11 protein-coding genes are annotated in these 16,087 nt (G+C 52.0%); 8 read left to right on the top strand and 3 right to left on the bottom strand.

Features of this window, described 5'->3' with window-relative positions; genetic code table 11:
• Positions 1–5: 5 nt before the first annotated feature.
• From MN202_RS08115 to MN202_RS08095, 5 genes are all read left to right on the top strand, one after another.
• On the top strand, positions 6–749 hold the full coding sequence (locus MN202_RS08115) for an ABC transporter ATP-binding protein (RefSeq protein WP_335735597.1): 744 nt from the start codon (positions 6–8) through the stop codon (positions 747–749).
• Between the two features lie 127 nt (positions 750–876).
• Entirely contained in the window at positions 877–3,357 is a 2,481-nt protein-coding gene (locus MN202_RS08110; RefSeq protein ID WP_335735596.1) for an ABC transporter permease, read from the top strand.
• A gap of 1 nt (position 3,358) precedes the next feature.
• Positions 3,359–5,833, top strand: coding sequence for an ABC transporter permease (locus tag MN202_RS08105; protein WP_335735595.1), 2,475 nt, complete (start codon positions 3,359–3,361; stop codon positions 5,831–5,833).
• 1 nt (position 5,834) lies between these two features.
• On the top strand, positions 5,835–6,107 hold the full coding sequence (locus tag MN202_RS08100) for a hypothetical protein (RefSeq protein WP_335735594.1): 273 nt from the start codon (positions 5,835–5,837) through the stop codon (positions 6,105–6,107).
• A 168-nt stretch (positions 6,108–6,275) separates the two neighbouring features.
• Positions 6,276–7,175 carry a polysaccharide deacetylase family protein gene (locus MN202_RS08095; protein WP_335735593.1) on the top strand — a complete coding sequence of 300 codons (900 nt, stop codon included), beginning with the start codon at positions 6,276–6,278 and terminating at the stop codon, positions 7,173–7,175.
• Positions 7,176–7,263: 88 nt separating this feature from the next.
• Here MN202_RS08095 and MN202_RS08090 read toward each other — a convergent pair whose 3' ends face one another.
• The gene (locus MN202_RS08090) at positions 7,264–9,531 is read right to left on the bottom strand and encodes a TonB-dependent receptor (protein WP_335735592.1); all 2,268 of its coding nucleotides are present in this window, start codon (positions 9,529–9,531) and stop codon (positions 7,264–7,266) included.
• A gap of 294 nt (positions 9,532–9,825) precedes the next feature.
• Between MN202_RS08090 and MN202_RS08085 the strand changes: the two genes are divergently transcribed.
• Together MN202_RS08085 and MN202_RS08080 are read left to right on the top strand one after the other, a co-directional pair.
• The gene (locus tag MN202_RS08085; RefSeq protein WP_335735591.1) at positions 9,826–10,845 is read left to right on the top strand and encodes a LacI family DNA-binding transcriptional regulator; all 1,020 of its coding nucleotides are present in this window, start codon (positions 9,826–9,828) and stop codon (positions 10,843–10,845) included.
• A 230-nt stretch (positions 10,846–11,075) separates the two neighbouring features.
• A complete protein-coding gene (locus tag MN202_RS08080; protein WP_335735590.1) occupies positions 11,076–11,531 on the top strand; it encodes a hypothetical protein in 456 nt (151 codons plus the stop codon).
• 147 nt (positions 11,532–11,678) lie between these two features.
• On the opposite strand, the gene pgmB is transcribed toward MN202_RS08080, so the two are convergent.
• Both pgmB and MN202_RS08070 read right to left on the bottom strand, forming a co-directional pair.
• Complete coding sequence (pgmB, locus tag MN202_RS08075) at positions 11,679–12,335, bottom strand: beta-phosphoglucomutase (protein WP_335735589.1); 657 nt, start codon at positions 12,333–12,335, stop codon at positions 11,679–11,681.
• On the bottom strand, positions 12,332–14,668 hold the full coding sequence (locus MN202_RS08070; RefSeq protein WP_335735588.1) for a glycoside hydrolase family 65 protein: 2,337 nt from the start codon (positions 14,666–14,668) through the stop codon (positions 12,332–12,334). Before MN202_RS08070 ends, pgmB begins: the two co-directional genes overlap by 4 nt.
• A gap of 166 nt (positions 14,669–14,834) precedes the next feature.
• On the opposite strand from MN202_RS08070, the gene MN202_RS08065 reads away from it, so the two are divergent.
• Positions 14,835–16,061, top strand: coding sequence for an MFS transporter (locus MN202_RS08065; RefSeq protein ID WP_335735587.1), 1,227 nt, complete (start codon positions 14,835–14,837; stop codon positions 16,059–16,061).
• Positions 16,062–16,087: the final 26 nt, after the last annotated feature.

Genomic DNA, 16,087 nt, shown 5'->3' with positions numbered 1-16,087 from the left:
ATAACATGCAACAACAAAAAATCAGTATGCGCGGCATTACCAAGGTATTTGCCACCGATGAAATGGAAACCCACGCCTTACGCGGCATTGATTTGCAGATCTTTGCCGGTGATTTCGTCTCTATTTGCGGCCCGTCTGGCTGCGGTAAGTCTACCTTGTTGTCCCTGCTGGGCTTGTTGGATATGCCAACCGAAGGCAGTTACCAGATTGAAGGCCAGGAAGTCAGCGGTTTAAGCCTCAGTGAAGCGGCTTTTATCCGCAATGAAAAAATTGGCTTTATCTTTCAATCATTTAACCTGATAGACGAGCTGACCGTATTTGACAATATCGCCCTGCCGCTGCGTTACCGGCGTAATGCAGTGCCCAAAGCCGAGCTGCAGGAGCGGGTAATGGCGTGTTTAAAAACCGTCGATATGAGCCACCGCGCCGGCCACCGGCCAAATCAGTTATCCGGTGGTCAGCAGCAGCGTATTGCCATCGCCCGTGCCTTAGTCGGCAGCCCGGCACTGCTGCTGGTAGATGAGCCAACCGGTAACCTGGATTCGAAAAACGGTGATGCGGTAATGGATATGCTAAGCGAGCTAAACAGTAACGGCACCACGCTGTGTATGGTAACGCACGACCCGCGCTACGCCGATATGGCCAGCCGCAAACTGCATTTGCTGGATGGTCGCATTCTGGATGCCGATGGCACGCCGTTATCACAACAGGCGCAACAGGCCCCATTACGTCAGGTGGCAGGCCACTAAATGCTGGCGTTTAGTGGCTGGTTTTGGCTCGGCGTTATAGCGTTACAACCGCTGTGTTTGCTGCTGCTGACGTTACTGGTGGCGCTGTGGGATAACAGCAGCGCAGGCTCCGCATAAGGATAGTTTAATGTTTACCATGAAAGATTTATCTACCGCGCTGTATGCACTGAGTAAAGCCAAAGGCTATACGCTAACAGTGATCCTAACGCTGGGCCTGACGCTTGGTAGCCTGGTGGCGATGTTTAATCTGAACTACCAGATTTTAGCCGCGCCGCTGCCTTATGCCGATGAAGAGCAGTTGGTGGTAGGCAGTACCGCCTGGCTGGATAAAGACGGTGTAGTGATGTATCAGCGTTTGTTGCCGGTGAGTATTTTCCGCCAGTATTACCAAAAACCTTCAGAGCAGCTCAGCGACCAGGCGTTGTTTAGCTTTTCTTATATCGGTATGACGTTGCGCGATTTGCCGCACAGCCCACAGGTGCAAATTGCCTACACCACGCCAGGTTATATGCGCATGTACCAGATGCCGATACTGCATGGCCGCGCTTTTAGTGCTGAAGAAGATGTCGGCAGCCAGCAACCGGTGGCGGTGCTGAGTGAAAAACTCTGGCGCGAGCACTATAACGCTGACCCATTACTGGTAGGCCGTAGTGTGCATATCGGCAGCCAGCAGTTTAAAGTGGTGGGTATCGCCGCTGCCGACTTTATCGAACCGCGTTTGACCGGACCAGGGCGCAGCAATGATCTCTGGCTACCCTGGGACTTTAGCGTTGGCAGTAGCTTTGGTGCCGGCGATGTCAGTGGTGCCCACCTATACCTGGCCAAACTGAAAGACGCCAGCCAACGCCAGGCCTTTGAGCAGCAGCTAGGGCCGCAAGTTGCCAGCCAGTATCAGGACGATATCACGGCCTTACCCAGCCAGGCCGGCCGCAGCCTGGTATTTAATGCCGAGCCGCTGCGATTAGTATTAGAGGGTGACAGCCGTAGCCGCACTTTGTGGATGCTGGCCGGTAGCCTGTTGTTATTGCTGATTGCCGCGGCCAATATCACCAACTTATTATTGTCCCGCGCTGCCCGCCAGCAACGCAACATGAGTATTCAGGCCGCGCTGGGGGCGCAGCGCCATCATTTACTCGGGCAAGTGCTGGCTGAGCTGAGCTGGTTAATGAGCAGCGCTTTGCTGCTGGCGTTTATCGTCGCCGAGGGCGCTTACCATTTACTGCAACTGTACGCCGGTGCCATGCTGCCCAGACTGGCCGAGCTGGGTTTTGACTGGCCGGCACTAGCTTTTGCTGCAATTGTCAGCCTGTTGCTGGCGCTGGGTTTTGCTGCGCTTATCAGCCGGCAAATTAACTACCGCGCGCTGCAGCAAAACCTGCAAAGCAGCGGCAAAGGCAGTGGCGTGCAAATTAGCAGCCGCACCCGGCAGGTATTAATTGCCGCTCAGGTGATGTTAGCTGCCATGCTGCTGATCTGCAGCGCCCAGGTGTTGTTGCAGTCGTTGCAACAGCTGCGCCAGCAGGTGGGTTTTGCCAGCGCAGATCGCTATCAAATTCCGATTGATAATATTACCGCCACACCAGATGACAGCTTACCGTCGGAGCAACGCCGTGCGCTATACCGCCAGCAAAAGGACGAGTTGATGCAGGTGCGGGATATACTGCAGCAACACCCGGCAGTACAGGCGGTGTCGGTCAGCAACTACCCGCCGGTGTCTTTTGATGGTTACTATGGCTCAGCCAGCTTTATCGCATCACCGGACAGCCCGAACCAGCAACTGTTCAGCCGTGCCGTGTTCACCGACCAGTTTTATCTGCCGCTGTTCGACATCAAACTAGTACAGGGCCGTAACTTCACTGCGCAGGAAGTGTCGTCACAAGCCCCGGTAGTGATTATTAATCAGGTACTGGCGCAGCAACTTAAGCCAGATGGCAATGCGCTTGGCGAAAGGCTGTATTCAACCAACGGTAGCTTGGCTTTTGAGATTATCGGCGTCAGCGCTAACCATCATTTGCCGGATGCCTGGTCAGCAGAAGAAACCGGCCGCAGTTATTTAACCCGCAACCTAGGCACAACCGCCAGCCTGCAGTTGCAGCTAAAACCCGGTATGCAGCTGGACAAAACCGCCATTAACCAGGCGATGGCGCAGGTGTCACCGCATTATCGCGCCGCCAATATGCATAGCATTGCAGACAATGTCACCAGGGTGTTACTGAGCAACTATCTGGCTGCGGCTGTAACCACATCATTAGTAGTACTGAGTTTTTTGCTGGCCGCCATCGGTATCTACGGTGTGCTGAGCTACAGCGTGCAGCTGCGCCGCTTTGAACTGGGAGTGCGAATGGCGATTGGCGCCCGGCCAGTGACAATTTTAAGCCAGTTACTCGGCGAAAACCTGAAGCCGGTTGCTGCGGGTTTAGCGCTGGCGGCCTTGTTGCTGGTGGCACTGTGGTTGGGCCTGCAACACAGCAGCTTTGTGGTCGAGCTTTCCGCCGGTGGTTTTGCCCTGCCACTGGCGCTGATAGTGCTGCTCACCGTGCTGACATCGCTGTTGTCAGTCTGGGGCATTATCCGTAAACCGGCTATTTATGCATTACAAGGTCAATAAGATGCTGACTATCAAAGATTTTTCTACTGCGCTTTATGCGCTGAGCAAAGCCAGGGGTTATGCCGCCACTGTGGTGCTGACACTTGGGCTGACACTCGGCACACTGATTGCGATGTTTAACCTCAATTTCCAGATTCTATTGGCGCCTTTGCCTTATTCGGAAGAGGATCGCTTAATTGCCGCCACGGCGGCCTGGTTAAAACCGGATGGTTCCATCAATAGGCCGGTGGCGACCCCTAAAGTCATAGCGCAGATCTACCACAAGCCATCGGATAAACTCAGTGATCAGGCACTTTATGGCGGTTCAGGTTTTGCCACACTGCGCGACCTGCCGCATTCTCCCAGCATTCCACTGGTGTACACCACGCCAGGTTATATGCGGATGTATCAGATGCCACTGTTGCATGGTAGGGCTTTTAGTCGCGAGGAAGACGTTGGCAGTCAGCAGCCGGTCGCGGTGATCAGTGAACGGCTGTGGCGCAACCAATACAACGCCGATCCGGCGCTGCTTGGCCAAAAAATTCAAATCGGTCAGATTGGCTTTACCGTAGTGGGTATTGCCGCCGCCGATTTTGCCGAGCCAAAACTGTTTGGCCCGGACACTGTGCATGATGCCTGGCTTTCGTGGGATTTTAATGAAGGATTTCAACAGCTCAGTCCAGGCGGTTTGAGCCGCAATCTGTATTATCTGAGCCAGCTGAAAAACGCAAGCGAGCGGCCGGCCTTTGAGCAGGAAGTGCGGCTACAACTCGATGCCTTGTTTCAACAAGCCCGCAGTGCAGCAAACCAAGCCGGGGCAAAATTTAGCGTGCGTTTTAATGCCACGCCGCTGCGTCAGGTGCTGGAAGGTGATAGTCGTCAGGCCACGTTATGGATGCTGGCCGGCAGTCTGGTGTTATTACTGATCGCCAGTGCCAATATCACCAACCTGATTTTATCCCGTGCCGCCAGACAACAACGCACTATGACCATCCAAGCCGCGCTTGGGGCACAGCGCCACCATGTACTCGCGACGGTGTTCGCTGAGTTATGCGTTTTGATGAGCGCTGCACTACTGCTGGCTTTGGCAGTGGCCCAACTGGCGTATCGGCTGCTGGAATTATATGCCGCTACAACGCTACCCCGGCTGCAGGAACTGGGGCCGGATTTAGCCAGTTTGTTGTTTGCCTGCAGCGTCGGTTTAGTGCTGACGCTGGGTTTTGCGCAATTGATCAGCCGGCAACTGAATTACCGCGCCCTACAACAACAGCTGCAAAGCAGTGGCAAAGGTAGTGGTGTACAAATCAGCAGCCGCATCCGCCAGTTGCTGATTTCAGCTCAGGTGATGCTGGCTGCCGTATTACTGGTGTGTGCCTTTCAGGTATTAACCCATGCCTTGGCACAATTACGTCAGCAGATTGGCTTTGCCACTGCTGATCGCTATCAGGTTTTGCTGGAAGATATCGCTGCCAGCCCGGCCAATTTATCCAGCGAACAGCGCGCAGCACAGGAAAGGCAACGCAGTAGCGAACTGCTGCAAATTCGCGAACTATTGCTGCAACAACCGGACATTGCTGACGCCGCCCTCAGTACCAATGCACCTGTCGGTTATAACGGAGTGTCCGCTGGCTTTGCCGCCTATCTGCGTGATGCAAACCAGCAGCATAGCCGGTTGGAAAGCCGTGAAACCCGCACCGATCAGCATTATTTGCCGATGTTTGACATGCCACTGCTGCAAGGGCGCAATTTTACCGCGCAGGAAGTGGCCAGCCAGGCGCCGGTGCTGATTATTAACCAGGCGCTGGCAGAGCAGCTAAGCCCGGACGCTAAGGTGCTGGGACAACGGCTATACCGCAGTGGTAGCAACCAGGCAGTCGAAATTATCGGGGTAACCGCCAACCGGTATTTGCCAGCCGCCAGTGGTGTCGATGAACTGCCCTACCGCAGTTACAGCCCAAGAGCAGCTGACAATCTGCTGTTACACCTCAAACCCGGCCGGCAGATCGACAAAAAAACGCTGAACGCCTTGTTACAACAAGTATCGCCGCAGTTACGCACTCTGGATATCTATAGCATTGAACACAATGCCAATCAGGTATTGCTGCGCAGTTCGCTGACCGCTGCGGTGACGACTTCACTGGTGCTGCTGAGCTTTGTACTGGCTGCCATCGGTATTTACGGCGTACTGAGCTACAGCGTACAACTGCGTCGTTTTGAGCTGGGTGTGCGAATGGCGATAGGCGCCCGGCCCGGCACTATTTTACGCCAATTGCTGGGCGAGAACCTTAAACCCGTAGCGGCTGGTTTGATGCTGGCAGCCTTGCTGCTGGTGGCACTCTGGCTGGGCCTGCAACAGAGCTCTTTTGTGGTCGAACTGTCGGTCGGCGGCTTTGCCTTGCCACTGGCGTTGATAGTGCTGCTCACCACCCTGACCACGCTGCTGTCGGTGTGGGGCATTATCCGCAAACCGGCTATTTACGCATTACAAGGACAATAACATGCCGCGCCCTTCACTACACTCCTGGTTCCACACTGCGAAGTTACTGCTACTACGGCAGCAGCTGTATGCGCTGACCATTATCCTGACGCTCGGCCTGTTGCAACTAAGCGACCGGGTTGGCGTCAGCTTGCCTTTTGCCGCACAGCTGCAAATCGCGCCGCTGAATGCCACAGTGGCACTGCTGACGGTATTGCTACTCACCACACTGATAGTGCTGGCTTGTGTGCGGCCCTTGTTAAGCCGGCCGGTGGTACAGACGTTGCGGCAATAAAAATAGCTTATCGGGTTTGTGAGCCAATAGCGTTGTCTGCTTAAAAATGGATAACGCTTACGCTCATCTAAGTATTAAAAAGACCACAGAAAGTAGAAAATACTTATGTTTATTAAAAAGTTACTTAGTGTATCAATCGTCGTTTGTACGAGTTTTGCCAGTGCTGGCGTGAGCGCACAGCAGCCGCATCCTAAGCATATTTCAATTACCTTTGATGATGTCCCTATTCATGCTGAATTTGCTTTACCGGCGCAATCCGTCAAACAGATCAACCAACAACTACTGGATACCCTGAAAAAATATAATATCAAAGCCACAGGCTTTGTGAATGAAGGCCATGTTAAAAACGACCCCGAAGTATTGCAGTCTTTGTTAGCAGATTGGCACCAGCAGGGGCATAATCTTGGCAACCATACCTTTTCACATATTTCCTACCATAAAACCGATTTAGACAGCTATCTGGCGGACATTGAAAAGGGCGCGACCACAACACAAACTGTGTTGGGTAAGCAAAAGCAACAGTTTTTTCGCCCACCTTACCTGCATGCCGGCGACACCAATGCAGCGCAACAGCTGCTTGATAAGGGCCTGGAAAAGTTAGGCCTGACACTAGTGCCCGTAACGATGGAAAATGCCGATTACGTGTTTGATGCGCCCTATACCGCCAAGCTGCAAAATAAGCAGCTAGCAACGGCAAATAGTTACCAGCAGCAGTATCTGGCATTTACTGAGCAGCGATTAGATTTTTACCACAGCGCCAGTGCAAAAATGTTTGACCAGCCAGTGCCGCAGATATTGATGCTGCACGTTAATCAATTAAATGCCGATAGTTTGGACAACATTCTGCTGTCCTTGCAATCACGCGGTTATCAGTTTCAAAGCTTAGAGCAAACGCTACAACACCCGATATATTCTCAGCCAACTCCAGCATTTAAATTCGGCATTCACTGGCTATTTCGCTGGGATAAAGCGATGGGAAATAAAGTGAACTGGGCAACCGAGCCTGAGCCTTCTGCTGAGGCATTTGCCGAACAGCGACAAGCGATTGCAACCCTAAAAAATAGGTAGGGGGCGAATAAGGCGCTAGCCCGTGAAATGCAGATAAAAAAGCCCCCGCACCAGGCGGGGGCAATACGTGGTGGAACAGGGGGGGAAATCAGAACGTATAGCTGATACTAAAATCGATACTGCGCGGCATAATATAGCGGCCGTTCGGGCTGCCGGCGCTGCGTGGATCACCTTCAGTAATGCCGTCTTTATCGGTCAGGTTGGCTACCGATAACTGGGCTTTTAACTGCTGGGTAATATCCAGTTGCAGACCTAAATCGATTTTGCTGTAACCATCCAGATTCACGCTATTGGCATTGTCGCCAAAGCGATCGCTTACCGACGCCAGGGTGCCGTACACCGTAGCGTACATATCCGCGACATCAAAGCCGTAACTCGGCGTTACCCGCAGCATCCAGTCCGGTTGGCGAATCGCCTGATTCCCCACTACCAGCGGATCCGGGTGATTAGTAATTTCGGTGTCCTGCACGGTGGCGTTCAGATTTACCGCAAAGCCGTTGTCGGCGCGGTAGTTGGCATCAAACTCGATACCCATGGCTTCGGTGGTCAGTACTTCAGCCGGTGCACCGGGGCGGGAGACAAACAGCTCACCGTCAACTTCGTTGTAGAATGAGGTTAAATAAATACTGTGGTTTTGCTCTGCCCATTTGTAGCCGAACTCATATTGGGTCACTTCTTTAATCAGCTTATCGCCGCTTTCAAAGGCGCCGTAGTTGTCACGGAAGTCATCAAAGAATGGCATCTTGTTGCCTTTATTGACGCGGGCGAATACCCCCATATTACGCTGCCACATCCAGTTTACGCCGGCGGTCCAGGCAGTTTTACTTTCATCGTAATCTACCGCTTTGCTGATATCGCCGGTTAAGCCTTCATCTACTACGTAGGTGATTTTGTGGTTCTCGCGGCGCAGGCCTGCATCGACCCGCCATTGTTCGTTTAACTGATATTCCACCGCGCCGTAAAAAGCACTGGTATCGCCATCGCCGGTGGCGTCTATATCGTAGTCCCAACCGCAAGTGGTCAGGCTGTCGTTACAGTCGATACCGCTTAGCGCTTCGCCGCCTTTCTCAACCACATGCCAGGATTGGTTGCCGATAGACCACCAGTCCTGCACTGAGAAGTTAGTGGCGTAATAGCCCAGCGTAAATACCGCATTGTCGGTGGTTTTACTCAGCGCAATATCATTGGTAAAGGCTTCGATATCCTTAAGTACCACCCAGCGACCAATTTGCTGCACCACGGTATCGTTATCATAACTGGCGCCTGTGGTAACACCGGTGACGGGGCCATTCACGCCCGCTACTTCGCCTAGCGTAGTGGCGCCGCCTTCCGGTACCAGACCAAAGGTATTGGCTTCGCCCTCAATATGGCTGAAGCGATACATTAAACGCCAGCTGTCGGTTAAGTCTAAATCGACGGTACCGCCGGTAATGCCGCCGTTCCAGCCGCGGCCATCGCCAAAGTCATAGCTTTGCTCTTCGCCATCCGGGCCATAGGCAATTTTACCGAGTCGGTTGTTCGGGCCAATTTGGCTGTAGTCGTTATCTACTCCGGCTACGTTCAGTGCAACCGGCAAATGCCAGACACCGTGATCATCAGTCTGGCGCGTGTAAACATTGATACTGCCGTTATCCAGCTCTTTGGTAACGTTAACGGTAAACTGATGGCCTTTTTCTGAGTTAAAGCCGGTTTCGCGCTGGCCTTCAGAACTGCTGATATAGCCGCCGGCCATCACGTAAAGCCGGTCGGCAATTTCACCGCTAACCACGCCGTCTACCCGGCGCAGGCCATAGCTGGACGTTGAAAACTTCACCAGGCCTTCGGTGACTTCACTGCCTTCTTTTAACAAAAAGTTGGTGGTTAAACCCGGCTGGCCGTTGGATAACACCGGCGTAGAGCCGCCACGCAGCGCTTCCATAAAGTGCACGGTTTCATCGAGGCGGAAAATAGATGAGTTTTCTAGAAAAGATAAGGTTGGCGGCGGAAAAATCGGCGCGCCATTCAGCTGGATAGTTAAGAACGGTGCATCACCAGTGCTTGGAAAACCGCGCACAAAGACGTTGGCACCAGCGATACCGCCAGAGCTTTCTGCCCACACACCCGGTACTACGGTAAATAATTCAGCGGTGCTTTTCGGTGCCAGCCGGCCGATATTTTCGGCCGACACATTGGTAATGGCGTAACTGCTGTCGACTTTAAAGCCCGACATACCACTGGCTTTACCGGTAACCACTATTTGTTCTATTTCACCCTGGCTCTCTGCTGCGGCGGGGGCGTCGGTATTGGTCTGTGCGATAAGGGGCATGCTGCAAACCAGCGCCAGAGCGGCGCTGATCTTATTAAGTTTGGCTACCATTTTTTGTTCTCCTGCTATCCTGTCGATGATTACAGCGGCTGTTGTTTTAATCACTTTTTGTTCGATCTTGTGCCGTGCGGATTTAACCATAGGTGAAATTGCAATCGATTGCAATAGTGTGGTTGATGTTTTTGCATACGATTGCAAAACTGTTTCAGGCCGAAAATGTTTCAGATCTGTACTCTGCCTGCCGGCGGCGTTGCGGGGCGCTGCCTGATAGGGCATTATTGCTTGCATAACGGTAAATTACGGCGAAACTAAGTAGGTACTGTGGCGATTAAACCGGCAAAAACTATGACCTTATCTGATATAGCCCGGCTGGCCGGGGTGTCGGAATCAACCGCATCACGCGCGCTGCGCGATAACCCGGTAATTAACGCGCAAACGCGGCAAAAAGTGCAGCAAATTGCCGCTGATCATCAGTTTAAGGTCAATGCCACTGCGCGCAGTTTGCGTACGCAAAAAAGCCACACTATCGCCGTGATAATTTTGTTTGATGCCAAAACCCAGCAGGCGATCACCGACCCCTTTCTGCTGGATATTCTTGGTGTAATAGCCGACGAGCTGACACACCAGGGCTACGATATGCTGCTAAGCAGCAGCAAAACCACCGACAAAGACTGGCGCAGTTACTACTTTGATTCCAAACGTGCCGACGGCCTGATCATTATTGGTCAGGGCGAGCACGACGAGCGGGTTGAGCAATTAAGTAATGCCGGCGTACCTTTTGTGGTGTGGGGCGCTGCCAGCGGCAATGAGAGCTTCCCGGTAATTGGCAGTGATAACCGTCAGGGCGCGCAGTTGGCCGTGTCGCATTTACTTAGCCGCGGCTGTAAGCGCATCGCCTTTTTAGGTGATATTCGTCATAGCGAAATTGAAATGCGCTACCTGGGTTACCAGGATGCCTTGCAAGCCGCCAGCATTAAAGCTGAGCCGGCATTGCAACTGAACACTGATTTTACTGCCCAGGCCGGTTATTTGCAGACACAACAGGTATTGTTTAATCAACTGGCGACGCTGGACGGTATATTCGCTGCCAGTGATGCCATTGCTATGGGCGCGATGAAAGCGTTGCTAGAGCACGGTATTAAGGTGCCGCAGCAGGTGGCGCTGGTAGGCTTTGATGATATTGCGATGTCAGCTTACTGCACGCCGTCACTGACCACAGTAAAACAGGACACCCATGCTGGCGGTAAATTGCTGGTAGTACAACTGCTAAGCCGGATTAATGGCGGCAAAGCTGCATCACAGCTGTTACCGGTAAAGCTAATTGAACGGCAATCGAGTTTGCGCTCTCACATTATCGCCACCTAAAACGGTATTTACGCGGTGATATATAATATTGCCCCCTTTACCTATGCTTTCTTAGACCGAGTAAAGACCAATTACAATTAAGCATGCTTTTGAGCAAGCTAATATGTCCCATATCATGAAGCAGCAAGACTAATAGAGCGCTCTATCAACACCTCATAAGTTAACAATAATTATATCTTGACTTATAAATATTAACGATCAATATTTGTTTATTACATATGGAGGTAATAATGAAACAAGTGACTTTGGTATTAGTGCTGGCTGCTTCGTTTAGTGTTGCAGCTGAAGATTTCAGCTTCGCTCCTAACGCAGCAAGCAACTTAGCTAAAAACTCGGCGATGACACAAATAGTGACCCCAGAATTTGAATATGAAGTACATGCAGACGGAACTACGTATGTACAAGATTCAAACTATGAGGAAATGAGTCAGTCAGGCCAATGTAACGAATGGAACTCATATATCCGATCAGCAGGAAATGGAAATTTCGTGAATGTAACGAATGAATGCCGATGGGCAGTTTTTTCTGTCACGTCAAGCAGGGGGTACAGTGGAATATGGCATCATAAAGCGGAGCCATTTCAACCTTTTGGTTGGCCACCCTATGATGACAGAAAAGCAACAGTCACTAAAAGTACTCTAACAACACTGGCATGTAATACAACGCCGCCAGGTACCGGTTATTGACGGGTAGGAGCTTAAGTAATTTCTGTCAGAAATTTATCCGAATATACTACAGTTCTCATTGAGTGGCGGATACAGTTTCTGGCAGATTTTGCCAGAGCAACTTCATATCAGCACATCCTGTGCACATTCAGTATTTCATTTAACCAGCTACCCAAGACAATGACGCTGTATGTTGACAAGAGTTATCGCCTGTACTGTCGGATACACCTTTAACGCTCCACTTAGCACCTTTGCATCACCAATGCCGATGGCTTTCATACCGGCGCGGTTAATCGCTTCTATACCGGCCAGTGCATCTTCGACACCAATACAATGTTCAGGCGGCACACCCAGCCCTTTGGCGGCGAGTAAAAACACTTCCGGGTCGGGCTTGCTGTTTACGACGTTGTTGGCATCGGCAATATAGTCAAACTGTGCCGCGATGCCTAAGCGCTCAACGACAAAGGCGGCGTTTTTACTGGCTGACGCCAGGCCAATTTTTATACCGTGCTGCTTTAAATCTGCAAATAACGCTGCCACACCGGGGTAGAGGTTATCCGGTGTAATATGGTCGATAAGCTCAAGATAATGCGCGTTTTTCTGCTGCATCAGCCGCGCCTCTTCGGCCCCGCTCAGCGTTAAGCCGCCTTGTTGTAAAATCCAGCGCAGCGAGCCCAGGCGATCAACACCTTTAAGCTGCTCATTGTCGTGCTCGGTAAAAGCAATGCCCAGCGCATCGGCTAAGGCTTTCCAGGCATAAAAATGGTAGATGGCGGTGTCAGTTAACACACCATCCAAATCAAAAATCACTGCGCGACAGCTCATAGCGTTGCTCCAATGGTTTTGTTAACCGCAGCGGCAGGAGTAAGCTGAACAGGCTGGTTGCCATGAAATACTGTTAACGGCTCGCCGCTAAGCAACTGGTAACTGGCGTGTTGCCGGTCGGCACTAAATTGCAGTACCCGGCCGCGGTAATTTAAGCGAAAGCTTAAGCCAGGTAATTGCGCCGGCAACTGCGGGTTAAAATACAAACCATCGCGGCGTGAGCGCACACCGGCAAAACCCATGATCAGCGACATCCAGCTGCCGGCCATGCAGGCGATATGTACGCCAAATTCGGTATTGGCATGGTGGTTATCTAAGTCCATCCGCGCACTGTCGCCAAAAAATTCATGTGCCCTGGCGGTGTCGCCGGTTTCAGCAAATAAAATGCTGTGAATGCAGCTGGATAAGCTGGAATCATGGGTGGTTAATGGCTCGTAGTAGGCCAGATCACGCTGTTTTTGCGCCTGCGGTATCGCATCGTCCAGCAGCAATAGCGCCAGCACTACGTCGGCCTGCTTTAACACCTGGTGACGGTAAATAACCAGCGGATGATAGTGCAGCAATAACGGATATTTGTCGGCCGGGGTATTGGCAAAATCCCACGGCTGGCGTTGCAAAAAGCTGTCATCCTGCGGGTGAACCTGTAGTTGCTCGTCAAACGCCAGATACATAGTGTCGGCGGCCTGCTGCCATCGCTGTATTTCTGTTGCGGTTACGCCCAGCTGCTGTAACAGCGGGCTTTGTTCTGCCTGCAGCCTGCTGACGACCTCAAGCGTAAAACGCAGCTGTAATTGCACCATAGCATTGGTATAAAAATTATTATTTACCAGCGCCGAGTATTCGTCCGGCCCCGTTACCATATGTATTTCAAACTTACCGCTGCGCGATGAGAAAAAGCCCAGTTGCAGCCATAGCCGGCTGGTTTCTACCAGCATTTCGCCGCCCATCTGCTGCAGAAAGCTCCAGTCGTCGGTGGCAAGGTAATAGCTGCGAATGGCATAGGCAATAGCGGCATTAATATGGTATTGCGCGGTGCCGGCCGGAAAATACGCCGAGCACTCTTCACCACCAATGGTGCGCCACGGGTACAGGGCACCATGACTATGCGACATCTGCCTGGCGCGCTGACGTGCCGCATCCAGTTGGCTGTAGCGCTGGCTAAGTAACTGGCGGGCAATCTCCGGCTGGGTCAGGCTCATTACCGGCACCACGTAAATTTCAGTATCCCAAAAATAATGGCCATCATAGCCAGGCCCGGTTAAACCTTTAGCGCCGATATTGCTCTGGCCATTGCGGCCGGCCGACTGTGTCAGGCTAAACAAGTTAAAGCGCATCGCTTGCTGCAGTGCGACATCACCGTCTATCGATACGTCTGCCTGCTGCCAGTATTGCTGCCACCACTGTTGATGTTCGCTGAGTAAGGCGGCAAAGCCCTGCTGGCGGGCATTGTGCAGTAACTGCAGCGCTTGTTGGCCCAGGCTGTCGCTTTCGTCAACATTGGCGCTATGGCAGTAAATAACCAGCTTATGCAGTGTCTGGGTTTCGCCTTGCGTTAACCGCAGGGCAAATTGTTGCGTCAGTTTATTGCTCTGGCTGTCGTCTTGCATCAGCAAGGTGGCACCGGCTGGCAGCTGATGGCTTGTTGCCGCCGCGACTATAAACTCAGCACCTTTGGCACGATGTAACATCAGGCCGTTGTCGTCACTAAATTGCTGGCCAAGCAAGGTTAAGCTGTCGGCGATCGACATTTCACCTACCCGCGGATCGTCCTTTTTACAGAAGCCGGGGTAAGCGGCATCCAATCCGCTATTCAGTTCAACCTGGCCGGAGAAGTTCAGTGCGGTAATACTCAGTTCTATTGCCAGTAAATGCGGGTTGGCTTGCGACACAAAACGCCGGCTGACAATACGCAGCTGTTTGCCACTGCTGCTGTGCCATTCGCTGTGGCGGCTGAGCACACCTTGCTGTAAATCCAGCACGCGGCTATGGCTGACGGCACTGGCGGCGCTGAAGGTGTCACCATCAACACTCAGCTGTAACAGTTTGCCATTGGCCACCTGCAGCATTTTGTGATTGTTTTTGGCAAAGCCGTAAGCGGATTCGCCGTAATGAATAGCTTCACTGCTGTAAACGCCGTTTAAATAGGTGCCTTCGCAGCTGGCAATACCGGCCGGTGCACCTTCTTCTAAGGTACCACGGCTGCCGATATAACCATTGGCCAGGCTGAGCAGGGTTTCCTGCAGCAATAAATGCTGCGGTTGATAGTGGTTGTCGGTTAAAGCCCAGGGCTCTGTGGTTAAAGGCCGCACGGCAGCATGGGGATGTAACGACATAAGGCGCACCTGACTCAATTGCAGTAAATAGCGTTAATATACAGCTTTTGCAATCGATTGCAATATGCAATAAAACCGTTGTATAGTGCAAAAAGTCAGCAAGCTGACTAACAACAGGGTAAAACAACTATAGCTGTGACACACAGCACAAAATGAGAACCGGATTATGGCCACCTTGCGTATACGCTTGTCGCTGCTACTCACCTATTTTGTCTTCGCCATTTTGTTAAACAGTGTCGGCACTGTGATTTTGCAGGTGATCCACACTTATCAAATCAGTAAAGAAGCCGCCAGCGTGCTGGAAGGCTTTAAAGATATTCCTATCGCTGTGGTGTCTTTTATTATTGCCTCTTATCTGCCGCGGCTGGGTTATAAAACCGCGCTGCAAATTGCGCTGGGGCTGGTTACACTGGCCTGCATTGCCATGCCGCTGCTACCGGCGTTCTGGACCACTAAATTGCTGTTTCTTAGCGTTGGTGCCAGCTTTGCACTGGTTAAGGTGTCGGTGTATGCCAGTATTGGCGTGGTGACCGAAACCAAGACCGAGCATGCCTCCTTGCTGAATTTTATCGAAGGCGGCTTTATGCTCGGTGTATTGTCAGGCTATTGGCTGTTTTCGGCTTTTATGGACCCAGCCGCACCGCAGTCCAGCGGCTGGTTGCAGGTGTACTGGCTACTGGCGCTGCTGTGTGCGGCGAATCTGGCGTTACTGAGCAGCACGCCGTTTCCTAAATTGGTGTTGCCGCCAACCCAGCCGCTGCGGCAGGATTTTATCGCCATGCTGCAACTGGTATATAAACCGCTGGTGTTTGTGTTTGTCTTGTCGGCGTTTTTATACGTGCTGATTGAGCAAGGCATAGGCAGCTGGCTGCCGACCTTTAACAACGAAGTGCTGCGGTTACCCAACCAACTAAGCGTGCAGCTAACCAGTATTTTTGCTGCCAGTTTAGCGCTGGGACGTATTTTAGCCGGTGTGGTATTAAAAAAGTTGTCCTGGTATCTGCTGCTGAACGGCTGTCTTATCGCTATGGCGCTGCTGATCCTGCTAACGCTACCGTTAACGCGTAACATAGCGCTGAATGCGGATGTCAGCTTATTCAGCGCACCGCTAGCGGCTTACCTGTTCCCGCTGATTGGCCTGTTTATGGCACCGATTTATCCGGTGATTAACTCGGTCATGTTAAGCGCCCTACCCAAAGTACAACATGCGCCGATGACCGGCTTAATAGTGGTGTTCTCGGCGCTGGGCGGCACTACCGGCTCTATGGTTACCGGCTATACCTTTGCTAATTTTAACGGCCAGACCGCATTTTATCTGTGCTTATTGCCACTGAGTTTGCTGTTACTGTCGATTGGCTTATTTCACCGCCAGAGTAAACAAGCGCCAGTGTGATTTGTCAGCGGCTACGGCGCAGCAAG

Source organism: Rheinheimera muenzenbergensis (assembly GCF_036984005.1).
In the GTDB taxonomy this organism is placed as follows: Bacteria; Pseudomonadota; Gammaproteobacteria; order Enterobacterales; family Alteromonadaceae; genus Alishewanella; species Alishewanella muenzenbergensis.
The sequence above is the reverse complement of the archived record's forward strand: the minus strand, read 5'-3'. Positions and strand labels throughout refer to the sequence as shown.

Coding starts and splice junctions, on each gene's coding strand:
- MN202_RS08115 (WP_335735597.1), top strand. CDS start 6: ATGCAACAACAAAAAATCAGTATGCGCGGCATTACCAAGGTATTTGCC.
- MN202_RS08110 (WP_335735596.1), top strand. CDS start 877: ATGTTTACCATGAAAGATTTATCTACCGCGCTGTATGCACTGAGTAAA.
- MN202_RS08105 (WP_335735595.1), top strand. CDS start 3,359: ATGCTGACTATCAAAGATTTTTCTACTGCGCTTTATGCGCTGAGCAAA.
- MN202_RS08100 (WP_335735594.1), top strand. CDS start 5,835: ATGCCGCGCCCTTCACTACACTCCTGGTTCCACACTGCGAAGTTACTG.
- MN202_RS08090 (WP_335735592.1), bottom strand. CDS start 9,531: ATGGTAGCCAAACTTAATAAGATCAGCGCCGCTCTGGCGCTGGTTTGC.
- MN202_RS08085 (WP_335735591.1), top strand. CDS start 9,826: ATGACCTTATCTGATATAGCCCGGCTGGCCGGGGTGTCGGAATCAACC.
- MN202_RS08080 (WP_335735590.1), top strand. CDS start 11,076: ATGAAACAAGTGACTTTGGTATTAGTGCTGGCTGCTTCGTTTAGTGTT.
- pgmB (WP_335735589.1), bottom strand. CDS start 12,335: ATGAGCTGTCGCGCAGTGATTTTTGATTTGGATGGTGTGTTAACTGAC.
- MN202_RS08070 (WP_335735588.1), bottom strand. CDS start 14,668: ATGTCGTTACATCCCCATGCTGCCGTGCGGCCTTTAACCACAGAGCCC.
- MN202_RS08065 (WP_335735587.1), top strand. CDS start 14,835: ATGGCCACCTTGCGTATACGCTTGTCGCTGCTACTCACCTATTTTGTC.